Raw genomic sequence first — 15067 nt, 5'->3', positions numbered from 1 at the left:
GCGGGGGCTGCTTATCTTTAGTATTAATACCAGTGACATCTAAAGTATTCGTCAGGAGCAATGCCAATACACGGAGGAATAATTCGTACGACGATGGCCCTGTTGGCCTGTAATAAACACGCCTGTCACGTCGCCTCTCGCCTCTGCTGTTATGCCTCATCCCACTATTTTATTAGACAGGGTACATCGGAGCATTACAGTAAGCGGGTGTTAATTCAAATGTTCAGACCAGTAATTTCGATGACCCTTCAGCATTGAAGAACAGGAAACTGAAATATTGCCATTCTCGTCTTTGATAATGAATGGAAGTAAAGCAATAGTCTGAATGATCGGCTTAGGTATAGGGATGATTTCGAGTTTTATGGCCTAGCCATGGCGGGGACGAGGCGAGCTGACTCCGATAATTTCTGAGTTTACCGCGGAGCGGCAAACATTACCGTCCTGTGGCCTTAGCGCTAGCCTTCTAATCCTGGGTACGTGCTTTTCTGGATAGGTTTTTTTGTTCCTGCTTAAAGAGGATGATCTGCACCCATAGATTAACTCAGCATGGTGTTAGTAAGGACCGCTTCTGGCATAAAGCAGGAAATAAGGAACGTTGTCTGACCGCTATGAGCGAAAAGCAGACCTGAGGCTTACGGTATGTTGAGCGATGCAAGTCATTCTGTTCATGTGTTAGAAGCTTAGCTCTAATCCAATGCTGGTCGCTCCGACAAGTTCGGGAATGCCAGGAGACGGGTGATGCTTCAACAGTTATCACTGTCAGCAAGGGTTTTGTATGCTCATCGTATAGTCTGGACTTAAGCAGTTGCGTCATACTGTGAAGGCACGTCATAAAGCGTATCCGTAAAATTTCCTTTTCTTCCTTGCGGAGCCAGTCAGACAAAGGCATTAACAGAAACGCCATGAGATCTTCAGGGCTGTAGCTGGTATTGACTTCCCCAGATAACCAGCCTGTGTTTCATCGGTTCCGGATAGAAATTGAAAAAATAAATTCCTGCCTGCGAAATTTCCAGCCGCCAGGCTGATACTGCCGCGAATCATTCAAGAGGGGTAATCTTCATGCTCAAAACGCTAGAAGCACGGGCATCCTTTAGACTGGGAAACCCGTGCTTACGCAACGGGTGTCTTTCTCCGAATTCACTTTTTCTTATAAACATCTGCAGTAGCATGCATCTTGTTTTTGGTATTGCCGGATGTCAGGACGTAAATATCTCCGCCTTTCTTATCGGCAAGTTCAGAAAGCTCAGTCTTTGCATCGGCTGCACTGGTCTCACCTGATGTTGAAATGCTGCCAACCTTTTCATATTGCCCCTGCACCTTTTCAAAATCATTTTTCGGCATCATTTCTGCCGCAAATGAGCTAAATGAAAAAATGCACGCGGCTATAGCGTAAATGAATATTTTCATCTGATAACTCTCCCGTCTGGTTTAGTATGAAGTTAATATTAATTACAAGGATAAATATATAGTCAGCTTCAGACTTTTGCCTTAGGCATTAAATTTATTTTTCCTTTTTGTGATGAGTGATTTCTTCAGAGCATATGAGCTACTGCTTAAAAGTGGATTCGTCGCAAATAGCCTCAGTAAAAGAAGAACGTCTTTGGGGGGATTAGCCAGTATTGAATGAGGTTATATATTTTAGAGTGCTAAAGGTTATAGGTTTTTAGAACTTTCAGAAGAAATAACTTTAAAATAAAGACGGGTTGAATTAAATTTTTCGGCGCATGACTGTTGATTTCTTAATTTCCGCTGTAGATTATTTTTTTAATGAGGTGATATTTGTTAGGGTTGCAACATGATAAGTGTATTATCATCCTTAATGAATTTAACTGGCAATGCATTATCAACCATACTTAGGGGAAAGATGATTATTCCACAGAAGCTCGAATAAAAGTTGAGCGCTATTAGAATTTTTAACGCTCTCTGTTTTTTTTTGAAAGTGGCAGAAACCAGTCAGTATTCAGGTTTATGAGCTTCTTCCTGTGACAGCCTTTGTTGCGGGGACAATGACCGGAAAACGCTCACAGCGCACTTATCTGTTTATCGAAGCCGTATTGCCAGACGTCACAACGAATAAGCCGGTCATTAAAGTAGTCAGAAAAGCCTACGGTGGTAAAGTTTCTACCAGTCAGTCTCAGATAAGCAGGGATGACTTAAAAAGTGCAATCGATGTCATGGTTGCTGATGTCGTAGACTTTCCGGGAAAATAAATACGGAGAGGGCAGTCTGGCTTATGCTGAATCCTATCTGGAGATTCACATGGCCTTTTCTGAAGAGAGTTGTCTGTTAGCTAAAAATCCACTCTGAAAATAGTGGTTAATATTTATCGCGTAACAGCGCGTTATTGATGTTTGAAATGAGCCTTGCTGCGACCTGTTACACTTTCGTAAAAACAGAGTAGCCGATTTCTGCCTGCCTCGCATCGACCGGTAGTTTAACCATAAGGGCTGCTAGACAATATCTATTATCTTCTAACAGGCATTAAATATGAGGACGCAGCGAGCCGATATGCCGCGCTGAGATGACCGCCTGCCCGGAATATTTCGTCGCAGTTATGTCTACGATCTTATTCCGTCAAAAAAACAGAGCTGATTTAGATAACACATCGACTGACTGCGTTCAGAGTTAAGATTTTTTTACGAATAAGCCCGGTTGGATAGGTCGTATCGGCCCGGTAAGAAGTTCCTGCGCTTTTTTAGATGCGCTGATACACGTCGTTTTAGGAGCCAGAAGCAGGGATTTCGCTGTTCACAACCTCAGGCCCGACATCAGGTCGGTAAAATCAGCTTGGATCCATTCGACTCGGGCTTGGTAGCGATTTTTTCTAACCGGAAAAGCATTCCCTTTCTTCATAGTCATCTTATGTGAATGAAAAAATTGTCAGCTGAGCTTGCCCCTATTACTGGGGATAGAGGCAAGAGCATTTTCACAATAGACTCAAAGAATAAGGACAGATCGCTGTGGGGCGACGGGCTTCAGTCCGCCCATTCCAGCGCCGCCAGCTCGTGAGGCTAAACCCTACTTTCCGACAGGCGGGCAGCAGACGTTATGGCTTTACGTAGCCACCGGATCAGTTGCGCGCGTTCGTGAGCGGTATGCCTCCAATCTGACCTTCGCCTTGAACTCCGCGCTGTGCAGTTTCCGCTTCTTTGCTTCCGTCATTTCCTGTCGTCCTGCGTTGAGGACAATGAGCGTAAACTGCTGTCTCACATCGTTGCTCCACTATACTGACCATTGCAGTAGTCACTTACATACGAGGCTGCGCACGGTTAATTACCGGGTGCTAACCTTACCCATGACCATCAGGAGAGCAAAATGCAAAAGAGTAAAACCTTGAAAGCCCTGCTAGCCGTAACGGTAGTGGCAGCTATGTTCAGCTCTGTCGGCGTGCAAGCCCAGACCCCGACGAGCGCCGCGAAGAATGGTGCCGCTGGCCAGACCGGATCGCGCACCATGCTCAGCTCCGACGACGTAAAAGCGTTGAAGGACATGGCGCAGGCTAATATTAATGAAATCGCCGCCGCCAAAATCGCGCTGAGCAAGGCCCAAAGCAGTGAAGTCAAAGCATTCGCTAAGCAGATGGTCGACGACCATGGCGCTGCCTTGACCAAAGTACAGACGGTCGCCCAGCAAAAGGGTGTAGCACTGCCGACTGAGCCAGACGCCAAGCACAAGGCTATGGCCACCGAGCTGGAAAAGCAGAGCGGCGGCGCATTTGACAAAATGTATATGGAAAACGCCGGCACTAAGGACCACAAGATGGTGTTATCGACGCTGCAGAGTGACTCCAGGAAGATCAAGGATCCGGATGTGAAGGCCCTGGCCGACGCGCACACGCCGGTTGTTGAGCAGCACCTAAAGTCCGCCCAACAGATGTCGATGTAAGCAAAGTCAGTAAATAGGTCGTTCGATGGGCACAAAGTGCTGCGACGTGGAGTACCCTTTGTTCAAAGTGTTGACGAAAGTCACGGCGGTAATGTTACTGTTGACATTGCTGAATAACGGGGACGACTTTTACTGTAAATGTGCCGATCGATGCTCGCCCATGTGCATTACAAGCTGACACTTACTCTACATGTGGGCGGCTACAATTGCCCGGAAACAGCCGTTCGATAGGCTACATGGCGCAAACATTGACAACGTCCGCTTCGGGCACAAAGCAGCCGGACGCGGACGCACCTTCCATTGTGAGCGAGGATCGGACTCGCAAGCCCTTAATGTGAGATGTCGAAATAGGCGGATTAAATCCCTCAGTGACCGCGAACGGTCAATCCTACAAGTCGGATAACAATCGGACGTACAACGAGTATGCAAACAAAGGCCGCTGGCATAGCAACCTGATAAGCATTCATCACATTTGTCATGTAATGCGGCCCCCTTCCAAATTCAGCCAGAGTGATGACCAAACTCATCAGAAACGCCATGATGGTTGCCATATAAAGAGCAAATATGTAGGGCGAAGCGTGCTTGGGTAAGCGGAATTTTGCTGTTTTTTTAGTGATTGAATGAGTCATCAAGTTGTCCCTTTTAACAAAGATTAGCGAAACAGCGACTAACCTAACAACCTAACGAGGACGAGGGTAGAGCGGTTATGCTTTAATCATTACTAAGTAAAAGTAACGAATCAAGCATTGGGGATGATATGGACGTGTTAGGGCTGATTAGCACTTTTATCCGCGTGGTGGAGAACGGCAGTATTGCAGCGGCGGCACGCGCTAAAGGCATGAGTCCAGCGGCAGTTAGCCAGAGCCTTTCTCGGCTTGAGACCCATTTGGGTGTGCGCCTGATTTCGCGCACCACACGTAGCATGACACTCACCGAAAATGGTAAGCGTTATTTCGAGAAAGTACGCCATATTCCCCATGATATCGAAATCGCCTCGCAGGCTGCAGCGTTTGAAACCAAACCGCAGGGTCCTCTTTGTATCGCTACTACGGCTGCATTTGGTCGTTACGTTCTCGCTCCACTGATGCCCGCTTTTCAAAACGCTTTTCCTGATATTAATATCGAATTGATTAGTACCGATCGCAACGTCGACCATCGGTTGGAAGGCGTCGACGTCAGTATCCGCATTGAGGCACAGCTGAACGATCAACTGATTGCCAGGAAAATCGCATCGTTACCGTTTATCTTCTGTGCGGCCCCTGCTTATCTGAACCATGCGGGCATCCCTCAAACTCCCGAAGAACTTAGCCAGCACGCCTGTCTGGTTTTCCGCTATCCCACAGATGGTCGTTTTCTACCCTGGACTTTTATGATCAATGGCCAACCGGTTAACGCGAAACTCAACCCCACGTTCATTAGTGACGATATTGATATCATTGCAAAAATAGCGGCAAACGGAGGAGGCGTTGCTCGACTGGCAAGCTTTGTTGCTCAGCCGTTGATAAACAGTGGTCAACTCATGCCTTTGTTCTGCTCAGGCCACCGTGGTGAGAGCAAAATAGAGTCTTTACCGATGAATATTTATGCCTGCGTCAACGAACGTTCGGCACTTAATTCAAAGGTCCGAGCCTTTATTGAGTTTTTAGAAAGGGCGATGTAGGGCGAGGCACAGTTGTTTTATGCAGAACCAAAAATTGAGTGCTTTTAAGACAAACGATCAACGGTAAGTTCAGCGGGTTACGCATGGCTATCTTTAAAAAAGGTGGCCGAGCATGACCGATTGAACACACAGCATAATACTGGCTTTTAGCGAAATGCGGACGTATGAAGGACAGATCAGGACAAGAGATGTCGAGAGTATAGAATTAATGAATCCTGTCTGGTAATCATTATGTTGATGAGATTAAAGCACTTCTGCATAAGGCGGATATATGGATTTTTATTGCAGTAAAGAATTCACTGGCTTAAAAGCCTGGGACTCTCAACATGTTGCCAGCTTCGATAATATCAGCGTAAAACTTCACTGGACCGATCAGCCTTACAAATGGCATATCAATGACGGACAAGAGGTTTTTGCTGTTATGGATGGTTGTGTTGAAATGTTTTACAAAGAAAACGGGGAAATTAAAAGCAGGGAGCTGAAAACAGGAGATATTTTTTATGCAAGTGAAGGGACAGAACACATTGCTCACCCGCAAGGAATAGCACGCGTTCTTGTTATTGAAAAAGAAGGATCAATCTAATCCTAATTTCAAATAACCGGTTTAAGCGATTTGATCTGTCACGTACCAGGGAGGTACTGGGTTATCAGCCAGCCGATAATGCCTTGCAGGCGTTTAAGCCGTGTTCACTTCTAAACTGACATCAACAGATGTCATATATGGCCGGGGCCAGGCCAGTTGTAGGATGCAGGTTTCATTAAAGATCATGGGTAAATCAGCCGATAAACGTAGACTACTCCTTCTGACCTTGTATTCGTCATAGAGAATTTCCCGCTCATTTCTGCGGGCAAAATGGCACCGTAGAAGTGCTGTTGATCAAGCTACAGTGTCAGCCACCGCTCATGACTGACATTCGAGAAATTGAGAACCTCTTACCGACGCACTTCCCAAGTTTCTGAGGCAGCAATTACGGCGATCAAAAGGTCGGTGATGACCAGTATCGAGCTTGTTCAGTATTGTCAGCAAACAACGGATCCGACCACCATGAACACTGTGATCAAACCTACCCTTTCCGCCGTTTGGTCTATGGACGCACAAGGCATATGCATCGCCAGTCAGGAAAGCCCTGCGGGTCTAATGCCCGCACTGAAAGGCGTCACGCTAAGTGCATGGCTGAAGCTCGCACAGGCTGATGATGATGCGAAGATCGCGCAGCAACTTACTGCGGCATTGGAATTTGTGACACCTTTTCATCTCGAAGTGCCGATCCATTGTCTGGATGGGACGACGCGGCGTGTGATTGTTTCAGGCCTGCCGGATTGCCAACCTAGTGCTCCTCGTCTGCAGTACAGCGGCTTCATTGTTGATATAACCGGGCAGCGCAAAGCACTTGAAGACGCGCTGCGCACGGCGGCGGAATACCGTCTGTTGATTGAAAACAGCACCGACCTGATCGCCCATTGCGACACGGATGGCAGGTACGTGTCGATCTCGCCTTCTTATAGCAAAATGATAGGCTGGTCAGCCGATGAGATGACAGGCCAACGGGTCGTGGATTTCTTGCATCCCGACGACCGCGCATCCGCCACGGATGTACTGGTACATCTCTTCAATGGTGGCGTGCGGCCGGACGTAGTCGAGGTGCGCAAGCAACATCGCGATGGGCACTACATTACACTTGGCACCAAGGCCTGCGGCGTCAGCGATCCTTCCACAGGCAATAACATCGGTGCCGTGTTGATTTCGCGCGACATTACGCGTGACAAAGAAAAGATCCAGAAACTTGAGAAACTGGCCACCCACGATACGTTGACAGGATTGCCTAACCGAGCCTGGATCAATGACCAGGTTAGCTGCATGCTCTCGCAGGGCGAAGATCTGGCATACACGACAGTCCTGTTTATCGATCTGAATGGGTTCAAAGCTGTCAATGATTCGATGGGACACGCGACTGGGGATGCCTTGCTGCAGCAGGTAAGCGAACGGCTACAACGCTGCATGCGCCCGGGCGACTCTGTGGCACGCCTGGGCGGAGACGAGTTTGTGGTCGCAGCGAAGTGCAGCAATCGCGAGGCGGCGTCCATAATCGCCCAGCGCCTCATTGACAGCCTGAAAGAGCCATTTTCTATCAATAGACTGGAAGTACCGATCGGAGCGGCGATTGGCATCAGCCTTGCACGGTTTGGGACGACATCGGCCAAGATGTTATTTGAAAATGCCGATAAAGCGATGTACCAAGCGAAAGCACGCCGTGATAGTTCATATCAGTTTTTTGAGCCCACAGCGCTACCGTTGCGTGATTAGGATAGCCGGCTTCGCTTTCTGCCCTTGTCTGTAATTCATCAGGGTGTCGTTTACCCTAATGCCCGTTCGGCGCATTACCGTAGAGCGCTTCAGCGCATATTTCCCGCCTCAGAAAGATGCGCTGAATTTCGCAAATGAATCCTGCGCTTAAGCATAGCTAAGCAAAAAATGTATAAGAAATGACGTTAGAAGCTTCTCAGACATTCGCTATTGGCACAAAGCCGTCTTACGCGAGCAAAAGCGGATATTCTGTCTGCGATCTTAATTACAAAGCTAACGGATGCCGGTATGAAAGATCACCCGAACACCAACTCTATCTTTTTTAGGTAGTTGCAGTGCAAATCGTTATGTAGTGAAATATATAGCGATAAGGATACTGAAAGAGGGGTTCAATGAATCTGTATATGTTTTACATCGGTGGAAACGCCGGTAAATCTAATATTGAAGTGCATGACATCCAGTTTGTTGCAGCCAAAGAACCAAAAGATGCTTGGCCTGCTCTGCGGGAAGCATGGTTTGGTGATAGTGATAAAATTCATATTGACGGCTACAGCCGTATTACCTGGGCTGATGGATATTCCGTCAAGCTCTCTGCTGAACCATCGCAATTTACGAAAAAGTTATTTTTCGTAAACGCAGGCGGTTACAGACCTGACAGGCTAGCAGAGTTACATGAATTCGATTTGTTTGTCGCTGAAAATGCACAAGGTGCCAAAGACAAAGCACTACAAACGTTGCTCTGTGGCGTCGATCATCAACATAAGGATAATTTGAAAGATGTTGACGATTGTTTGTTACTTGAAAAAGTAGGGGGATTATTTATTCATCTGGCTCCCTGCGATTCAGGAAGTCGTGATCAACCCGAATGGCAGGGCTATCAACCGATAGGTATCTGACATTGTAAAGACGGTCTTGCCGACTTAGGGTGAGGCTTGTCCCCGCCTTTAGTTTGGCACAAAGCGGTCAGGTACTAGTCCGAGTCTGCTGTGAGCGAGAAGCGGTCGCACAATAAATCTATCTTTGCGCGACGCGCCGCTACGTATATCGCAATCTATCGATTAACTGAGAAGATTGCAGTTTCAGTTTGGCAGCGCACCTGCCCAAATCTCCGGACGCCGTTCACGCCAAGGGTGCGCACGTTCAATCTGACCGGCAAGACTGAGTAGTGCATGCTCGCAGTTGTATCCTGCGAAGAACTGCATCCCGATTGGCAGATGGTTTGATTCGCAGAAACCCAGTGGAATCGACATGGCTGGCGTTCCGCACACGTTAGCCAGCGCTGTGAAGGGCGTCTGGCTGAAAACATGATGTAGCCAATCGCGGCCATCCATTTTATCCTGACCGCGATTGAAGGCACCCAACTTCGCAGGAACGTCAGGCAAAGTCGGGGTCAGCAACATGTCGTATTCGCCAAAAAATGCCCCCATCTTTCGCGTAACGGTGTTTCTCATGTGCATTGCCCCAACAAGCTCAGTTGCCTTAAGTTCATGACCGAGTTTCCAGAGGGCAAGGTTAGAAGGTTCGAGGGTTTCGGTATTGATGGGTTTATTGTTCATTGAAGCCAGCGCATCGATCCAGCCTGCTGAGTTTGCCGCCCAGAAACACGCATTCATTTCCACAAATGCATCCCAGCTCAGCCCAATGTCTGGCATGACTTCTTCCACCTGATGGCCCAGTGCCAGCAGCAGCTTGACGGTTTGTTCAAGTGCAGACACGACTTCCGGTGTGCTTCGTTTACCGTTAAAAGGATGAGTTATAACGCCAATTTTGAGATTGCCCGGGTCGTTATCAACGCTTGTGACTAATCCAGGCGTGGAGCGATCAATGTTAAAGGGATCTCCCGGCATATTTCCCTGAACGGCTTCCAAAAGCGCAGCGCTATCGCGTACCGAGCGGGTGACAAAACCATGCACGGCGAGTCCCGACCAGATTTCGTCGACATCAGGTCCCATACTGATCCGGCCCCGACTGGATTTTAATCCAAACAGGCCGTTTGCTGATGCCGGGATACGAATAGAGCCACCGCCATCTGTAGCATGTGCAGCAGGAACGATACCGGAAGCGACGGCAACAGCTGAACCGCCACTCGATCCACCGGCACTAAAATCACTATTCCATGGATTTCGTGTACCGCCATTAAACAGGGGTTCGGTAGTAATACTGGCAGCTAACTCAGGCGTGGTGGTTCGCCCCATAAGAACCAAGCCTGCCTGCCTCATTTTTACGGTCAGATGGGAGTCATGAGGCGAAACCATGCCAGCTGCGAGACGGCTACCGAGCTCATTGAGGCGCCCGGCGACAGAAATACCCAGATCTTTAACCAGCATCGGCACGCCAGCCATTGGCCCCGCTTGATTGTATTTTTCACCTTCCCAGCATTCTATAACAGCGTCAACATCAGGGTTTACGGCCTGATAAGCCCGCATGGCTGCGGATGATACTTCGGCAGGGCTAACTTCTTTTTTATTGATCAGCTCAGCAAGACCGATGGCATCAAAAGACGTGTAGTCAGATAAGTTCATAAACGTTCCGGTGTTTTGAGTAAGACAGCTAAGCCCGTGTGGGGTATACTTTGTGGTATCTTTTGATACCGATCGGTATCGTATGATACCAATCGGTATCATTGCAACCAGGAATTTACGATGCCCAGAGCCAATGAGCCACGCCTGCCTCCCCGAGATCGCATTCTTCAGGCGGCCGAAGCACTTTTTTATCAGGAAGGAATAGTTCGCGTTACCGTTGATGCCATTGCAGAAAAAGCGCAGTCAACGAAGATGACGCTGTATCGTCATTTTGAATCCAAAGAAGTGCTGGTATCGGAGTGGATCGGGTTGTTAATCGAAGATTACAGCCACGTTTTAGACCAATTGGCGGAAAGTCATGCTGATAGTGCGGCTGAACAAATTAGCGGGTTCGTACGTTTTGTTATCGACAATCTCTCTGGCACCTCCCAGCGAGGGTGCCCCTTTACCAACACGTTGGCAGAGATAGGTGATCAGTATGCTGATGTACGCGCACTGATAATCAGCCATAAAAAAAGGCAATATCAGCGGCTGGAGGCTTTATGTTCCAAGGCTGGTGCAAATGCCCCTGATTCTCTGGCAAAAGAGATAACGCTCATTCTTGAGGGGATTCAAGTGGTTGCTCAAAATGCAAGCTTCGAGAAGTCTTCAGAATTTACCCTCAATATTATTGAAAGCAAGCTCGCTCTGCTTAAATGATCTGTTTTAGAGGCCCCTGAAAGTAAACCCGTTTGCGGTGAGTATGCCTTACTTGTGGCCTGAATGTGTTGAATCACTGAATCGCTATGTCCGCTGCTGGCAAAAGGTAGCCTGATGGGGTGGCTCAGATCGCTATGAGCGAGAAGCGGACCGACATGTCATGCCGTAAACCCCTAATAAATTCAATCTCAAATCTTGCTGCTCAACGTGGCTATAGAGTGAAATGTCGCATACTGACGTAGGGGAAAGATTATTTCAGAGATATTCTGCGGCGTTCCTCAATCCTTCCTACCCACCTTAGCCTTTCTCTGCCCTTAAACCTTATATGAACCTTGTCACAAAACAGGCATGAAGTTTTTAGCCTTCATCAAACAATATTGCCCGGAGTGAAACTGTAGATATCCCGTTACAGCTTCTCGATCATCATTGTTAACGCTGATTCATGCACCAAACGCATCAACTCATGATTTTATTGCGCTTATTTACTTTATTTTCCTGATCCAGTCTGCAGCTACAGGCGCTGTAAAAGCGTCAAGACAAACTGGAGATAAAAATGCATTCCTCTAACGCACCCATGACGACTTGGGCAAGAACCAGCGCGATACTGCGTGTGACCTCTGGCAACTTTCTGGAGCAGTTTGATTTTTTCCTGTTCGGATTTTATGCCACCTACATCGCACATACTTTCTTTCCGGCCAGCAGTGAATTTGCCTCGCTGATGATGACTTTCGCCGTCTTTGGTGCGGGCTTTCTGATGCGTCCTATCGGCGCAATCGTGCTGGGCGCGTACATTGATAAAGTCGGCAGACGTAAAGGTCTGATTGTTACCCTGACTATCATGGCCGCAGGGACCTTCCTGATTGTCCTGATCCCATCCTATCAATCGATTGGCCTCTGGGCGCCGTTGTTGGTGCTGGGAGGGCGTTTATTGCAAGGTTTTTCTGCGGGTGCAGAGCTGGGCGGCGTATCTGTTTACCTGGCAGAGATTGCCACGCCAGGCCGTAAAGGCTTCTACACCAGTTGGCAGTCTGGCAGCCAGCAAGTAGCCATTATGGTAGCTGCGGCCATGGGCTTCGCACTGAATGCCATCATGGAAGAAAGCGCCATTCGCGAGTGGGGCTGGCGACTGCCTTTCCTGTTCGGCTGTCTGATTGTACCTTTCATCTTTTTCCTGCGCCGCAAACTGGAAGAGACCGAAGAGTTCACCGCGCGCCGCAATCATTTGGCGATGCGCGACGCGTTTAAAACCCTTTTAGCAAACTGGCAGGTGGTTATTGCCGGTATGTTAATGGTCGCCATGACCACCACCGCATTTTATCTGATCACCGTGTATGCCCCGACGTTCGGTAAGAAAGTGCTGATGCTCAGCGCCTCTGACAGTCTGCTTGTGACCTTACTGGTTGCGATATCTAACTTTCTCTGGTTACCGGTAGGTGGTGCCCTGTCAGATCGTTATGGCCGTAAGCCGGTCTTAGTTGCCATGGCATTGCTGGCTCTTATCACTGCATATCCGGCACTTAGCCTGCTTGCTAAAGCACCGAGCTTTTCCATGATGCTGACGGTACTGCTGTGGCTGTCCTTCCTCTATGGCCTCTACAACGGCGCCATGATCCCGGCATTAACGGAGATCATGCCAACAGAGGTCCGGGTTGCTGGTTTCTCTCTGGCCTACAGTCTGGCAACCGCTGTGTTTGGCGGATTTACGCCAGTTATTTCTACTGCACTGATTGAGTACACCGGCGATAAAGCCTCACCCGGCTACTGGATGAGCTTTGCTGCTGTATGTGCACTACTGGCGACGTTTTATTTGTACCGTCGCAGCGCATTATCACTACAAACTGCCCGTTGAATCAGGATTTACGTTATGCAAAAAATTTATCGTTCACTCCTTACCACACTGTTATTTGCCTCTGTCAGCTCGGGAGCATTGGCTAAAGAAGTAACCGTCATGATTTCAGGCGGATTTAAAGCCGCACTGGAAAAATTGGCCCCACAATTTGAAGCTGAGAGCGGCGACAACATCATTTTGATATCCGGCCCCTCTATGGGTAAAACCCCTCAGGCGATTCCAGCACGCCTGGCCCGTGGCGAAAACGCTGATGTGGTAATTATGGTGGGTGATGCGCTGAAAAATCTGGAAAAGGATAAATGGCTACTACCGGGCTCGCGCGTAGAGCTAGCTGACTCATCAATTGGTATGGTCGTCAAACAAGGTGACTCTGAACCGACTATCAAAAAGCAGGCAGATCTGCGCAATACCCTACTGCAGGCCAAATCCATCGCTTATTCTGACAGTGCCAGCGGCCGATATGTCAGCAGCCAGCTGTTCAAAAAACTGGGTATTGAAGACAAGGTAAAAGAGAAAGCGCACATGATTCAGCGCATTCCGGTGGCATCCGAGGTGGCGAAAGGAAAATATGCTCTGGGTTTCCAGCAGGTGAGCGAATTGATTCCGGTGGCGGGCGTAACCTTTATTGGCGAGCTGCCTGAAGATGTGCAATACATTACCCGGTTTTCCGGCGCGGTGACCGCCAAAGCAGAACACCCGAAAGAAGGCAAAGCGCTACTGAATTTTCTGTCTTCCGCCGAGGCGCAAAAAACGATTCGTGCCACCGGGATGCGATCGGTGAAAACTGAACGACCCGTTAACCCACGTGATACTGTTCAGTGATCAACTTTTCCAACTCGGCGGCGACGTAGGACTGCATACGTCCGCTGCGCCTGATCAGGCCAACCGTGCGCTTCACCACCGGATCCGTTAGCGGCAGGTGAGTCAGCAATGAATGCTCAGAAGTCGGCATGGACATAGTGGGCACGGCAGCAATGCCGACGCCCGCTTCAACCATACCTAGCATGGTCGTCACGTGACGGGTTTCGCAGATACTGGCACGCTCAGGAGTGATGTTTTCCAGCATTTTATCGAGCAAATTGCGGTTACCAGATGTCTTATCCAGCCCAACATAATCGTGTTGATAAAACTCGCGCCAGGTCAGGCTTTTTTTGCTGGCTATTGGATGATCGCGTCTGCAGGCGGCAACGTAAGCATCTCCCACCAACGGGAGAAATTCGATATTGGGCTGCAGGTTTTTCGCAAAACAGATACCGAAGTCTGCCTGACCACTGGCAACCGCTTCAATGACATTACCGGCACTGCTATCAATAATCTTAACGCGTACCCGTGGATAGCGGACCTGGAAACGGCGAATCACGTCAGGCATGAAATAGTAGGCTGCCGAAGGCACTGTGGCGACAGTTACCAAGCCCACGCGATCCTGACCAACCTTATTGATATCCGCTAATACCAACTCAACATTGGCCAGTAGCTGATCTGAACGTTCAGCAAAGGTCTGTCCATAAAGTGTCAGCGTGACGCGCCGGGTAGTTCTTTGGAACAACTTTATACCGAGCGCAGATTCTAGCTTCTCTATCCTGCGGCTCAATGCTGACTGTGAAAGGCAGATAGACTCTGCGGCAAGCCGAAAATTACCGTATTCAACCAGCGCTCGAAAGGCATAAAGATCGTTGAGATCAAAATTCACGGGCATAGTGGCAGTCAATCCTTTCCGAGCCGACAATGGCTTAAAGCAAGGATAATAGCGCTATATTGGACAACGGCAACTTTTTGAAGCCTGGCCGCTCTTTGCCGCCGGTGACACGTTGTCCGGGGTATCTGAAACGCGTGTCGCCCGCACGCTACGCTGAATTATCAGAGCCCGTCTGATTTTGCAACGGGCTGGAGAAAGGGGAAGGCTGAAAGTGAAGGGGCCGGTATGCTCTACTGAACTTTTCACAAGGCAAAAAAGCGATGAATTTTTAATGTATTAATCTGGCAACTGGTACTGAGCGGTAAGCCGACTTAACAGCCCACCGGTCCTGAGTGATGAGACTCATGCCATAAAAAAACGTCCGCGCGCGGTTTTTATGCATCAGGTAATTATTTTCTATCAAGATGTATAATAAATAGCGACTTACAGTGTGGGCAAATCAACGTCTTTT

The 15067-nt window shown here is 48.5% G+C and carries 13 protein-coding genes; 9 read left to right on the top strand and 4 right to left on the bottom strand.

Features of this window, described 5'->3' with window-relative positions; genetic code table 11:
• Nucleotides 1–1137 precede the first annotated feature (1137 nt).
• Nucleotides 1138–1407: a DUF1471 family periplasmic protein YahO gene (gene yahO, locus MUG06_RS18475; protein ID WP_243079594.1), complete on the bottom strand. Its 270-nt coding sequence runs from the start codon at nucleotides 1405–1407 to the stop codon at nucleotides 1138–1140.
• A 551-nt stretch (nucleotides 1408–1958) separates the two neighbouring features.
• Between yahO and MUG06_RS18470 the strand changes: the two genes are divergently transcribed.
• Nucleotides 1959–2210, top strand: coding sequence for a DUF3313 family protein (locus tag MUG06_RS18470; RefSeq protein ID WP_347568906.1), 252 nt, complete (start codon nucleotides 1959–1961; stop codon nucleotides 2208–2210).
• 1105 nt (nucleotides 2211–3315) lie between these two features.
• Nucleotides 3316–3885 (top strand): DUF4142 domain-containing protein, encoded by a 570-nt coding sequence (locus tag MUG06_RS18465; protein ID WP_243079592.1) that lies wholly within the window; start codon nucleotides 3316–3318, stop codon nucleotides 3883–3885.
• A 365-nt stretch (nucleotides 3886–4250) separates the two neighbouring features.
• On the opposite strand, the gene MUG06_RS18460 is transcribed toward MUG06_RS18465, so the two are convergent.
• On the bottom strand, nucleotides 4251–4514 hold the full coding sequence (locus MUG06_RS18460) for a DUF2798 domain-containing protein (RefSeq protein WP_243079591.1): 264 nt from the start codon (nucleotides 4512–4514) through the stop codon (nucleotides 4251–4253).
• A 128-nt stretch (nucleotides 4515–4642) separates the two neighbouring features.
• On the opposite strand from MUG06_RS18460, the gene MUG06_RS18455 reads away from it, so the two are divergent.
• The 4 genes from MUG06_RS18455 (at nucleotide 4643) to MUG06_RS18440 (ending at nucleotide 8746) form a co-directional block, all read left to right on the top strand.
• Entirely contained in the window at nucleotides 4643–5545 is a 903-nt protein-coding gene (locus tag MUG06_RS18455; protein ID WP_243079590.1) for a LysR family transcriptional regulator, read from the top strand.
• 271 nt (nucleotides 5546–5816) lie between these two features.
• Nucleotides 5817–6128, top strand: a complete 312-nt coding sequence (locus MUG06_RS18450) for a cupin (protein WP_215844958.1) — start codon at nucleotides 5817–5819, stop codon at nucleotides 6126–6128.
• A gap of 462 nt (nucleotides 6129–6590) precedes the next feature.
• Nucleotides 6591–7850 carry a sensor domain-containing diguanylate cyclase gene (locus MUG06_RS18445; protein ID WP_243079683.1) on the top strand — a complete coding sequence of 420 codons (1260 nt, stop codon included), beginning with the start codon at nucleotides 6591–6593 and terminating at the stop codon, nucleotides 7848–7850.
• Between the two features lie 392 nt (nucleotides 7851–8242).
• The gene (locus MUG06_RS18440) at nucleotides 8243–8746 is read left to right on the top strand and encodes a DUF1543 domain-containing protein (protein ID WP_243079589.1); all 504 of its coding nucleotides are present in this window, start codon (nucleotides 8243–8245) and stop codon (nucleotides 8744–8746) included.
• Between the two features lie 183 nt (nucleotides 8747–8929).
• On the opposite strand, the gene MUG06_RS18435 is transcribed toward MUG06_RS18440, so the two are convergent.
• The gene (locus tag MUG06_RS18435) at nucleotides 8930–10372 is read right to left on the bottom strand and encodes an amidase (RefSeq protein WP_243079588.1); all 1443 of its coding nucleotides are present in this window, start codon (nucleotides 10370–10372) and stop codon (nucleotides 8930–8932) included.
• A 120-nt stretch (nucleotides 10373–10492) separates the two neighbouring features.
• On the opposite strand from MUG06_RS18435, the gene MUG06_RS18430 reads away from it, so the two are divergent.
• The 3 genes from MUG06_RS18430 to MUG06_RS18420 all read left to right on the top strand — a co-directional run bounded on the left by MUG06_RS18430 (nucleotide 10493) and on the right by MUG06_RS18420 (nucleotide 13742).
• Nucleotides 10493–11071, top strand: coding sequence for a TetR/AcrR family transcriptional regulator (locus MUG06_RS18430; protein ID WP_243079587.1), 579 nt, complete (start codon nucleotides 10493–10495; stop codon nucleotides 11069–11071).
• 553 nt (nucleotides 11072–11624) lie between these two features.
• Complete coding sequence (locus tag MUG06_RS18425) at nucleotides 11625–12920, top strand: MFS transporter (RefSeq protein WP_243079586.1); 1296 nt, start codon at nucleotides 11625–11627, stop codon at nucleotides 12918–12920.
• Between the two features lie 15 nt (nucleotides 12921–12935).
• Nucleotides 12936–13742: a substrate-binding domain-containing protein gene (locus tag MUG06_RS18420; protein ID WP_243079585.1), complete on the top strand. Its 807-nt coding sequence runs from the start codon at nucleotides 12936–12938 to the stop codon at nucleotides 13740–13742.
• Here the strand turns inward: MUG06_RS18420 and MUG06_RS18415 are convergent.
• The gene (locus MUG06_RS18415) at nucleotides 13717–14616 is read right to left on the bottom strand and encodes a LysR family transcriptional regulator (RefSeq protein ID WP_243079584.1); all 900 of its coding nucleotides are present in this window, start codon (nucleotides 14614–14616) and stop codon (nucleotides 13717–13719) included. The genes MUG06_RS18420 and MUG06_RS18415 overlap by 26 nt on opposite strands.
• Nucleotides 14617–15067: the final 451 nt, after the last annotated feature.

The organism is Pantoea sp. MQR6, assembly GCF_022761075.1.
In the GTDB taxonomy this organism is placed as follows: Bacteria; Pseudomonadota; Gammaproteobacteria; order Enterobacterales; family Enterobacteriaceae; genus Pantoea; species Pantoea phytostimulans.
The sequence above is the reverse complement of the archived record's forward strand: the minus strand, read 5'-3'. Positions and strand labels throughout refer to the sequence as shown.

Excerpts from the sequence above, each read along its gene's own strand:
- MUG06_RS18445 (WP_243079683.1), top strand. The coding sequence starts at position 6,591 with ATGAACACTGTGATCAAACCTACCCTTTCCGCCGTTTGGTCTATGGAC.
- MUG06_RS18425 (WP_243079586.1), top strand. The coding sequence starts at position 11,625 with ATGCATTCCTCTAACGCACCCATGACGACTTGGGCAAGAACCAGCGCG.
- MUG06_RS18440 (WP_243079589.1), top strand. The coding sequence starts at position 8,243 with ATGAATCTGTATATGTTTTACATCGGTGGAAACGCCGGTAAATCTAAT.
- MUG06_RS18450 (WP_215844958.1), top strand. The coding sequence starts at position 5,817 with ATGGATTTTTATTGCAGTAAAGAATTCACTGGCTTAAAAGCCTGGGAC.
- MUG06_RS18415 (WP_243079584.1), bottom strand. The coding sequence starts at position 14,616 with ATGCCCGTGAATTTTGATCTCAACGATCTTTATGCCTTTCGAGCGCTG.
- MUG06_RS18465 (WP_243079592.1), top strand. The coding sequence starts at position 3,316 with ATGCAAAAGAGTAAAACCTTGAAAGCCCTGCTAGCCGTAACGGTAGTG.
- MUG06_RS18420 (WP_243079585.1), top strand. The coding sequence starts at position 12,936 with ATGCAAAAAATTTATCGTTCACTCCTTACCACACTGTTATTTGCCTCT.
- MUG06_RS18455 (WP_243079590.1), top strand. The coding sequence starts at position 4,643 with ATGGACGTGTTAGGGCTGATTAGCACTTTTATCCGCGTGGTGGAGAAC.
- MUG06_RS18435 (WP_243079588.1), bottom strand. The coding sequence starts at position 10,372 with ATGAACTTATCTGACTACACGTCTTTTGATGCCATCGGTCTTGCTGAG.
- MUG06_RS18460 (WP_243079591.1), bottom strand. The coding sequence starts at position 4,514 with ATGACTCATTCAATCACTAAAAAAACAGCAAAATTCCGCTTACCCAAG.
- yahO (WP_243079594.1), bottom strand. The coding sequence starts at position 1,407 with ATGAAAATATTCATTTACGCTATAGCCGCGTGCATTTTTTCATTTAGC.
- MUG06_RS18430 (WP_243079587.1), top strand. The coding sequence starts at position 10,493 with ATGCCCAGAGCCAATGAGCCACGCCTGCCTCCCCGAGATCGCATTCTT.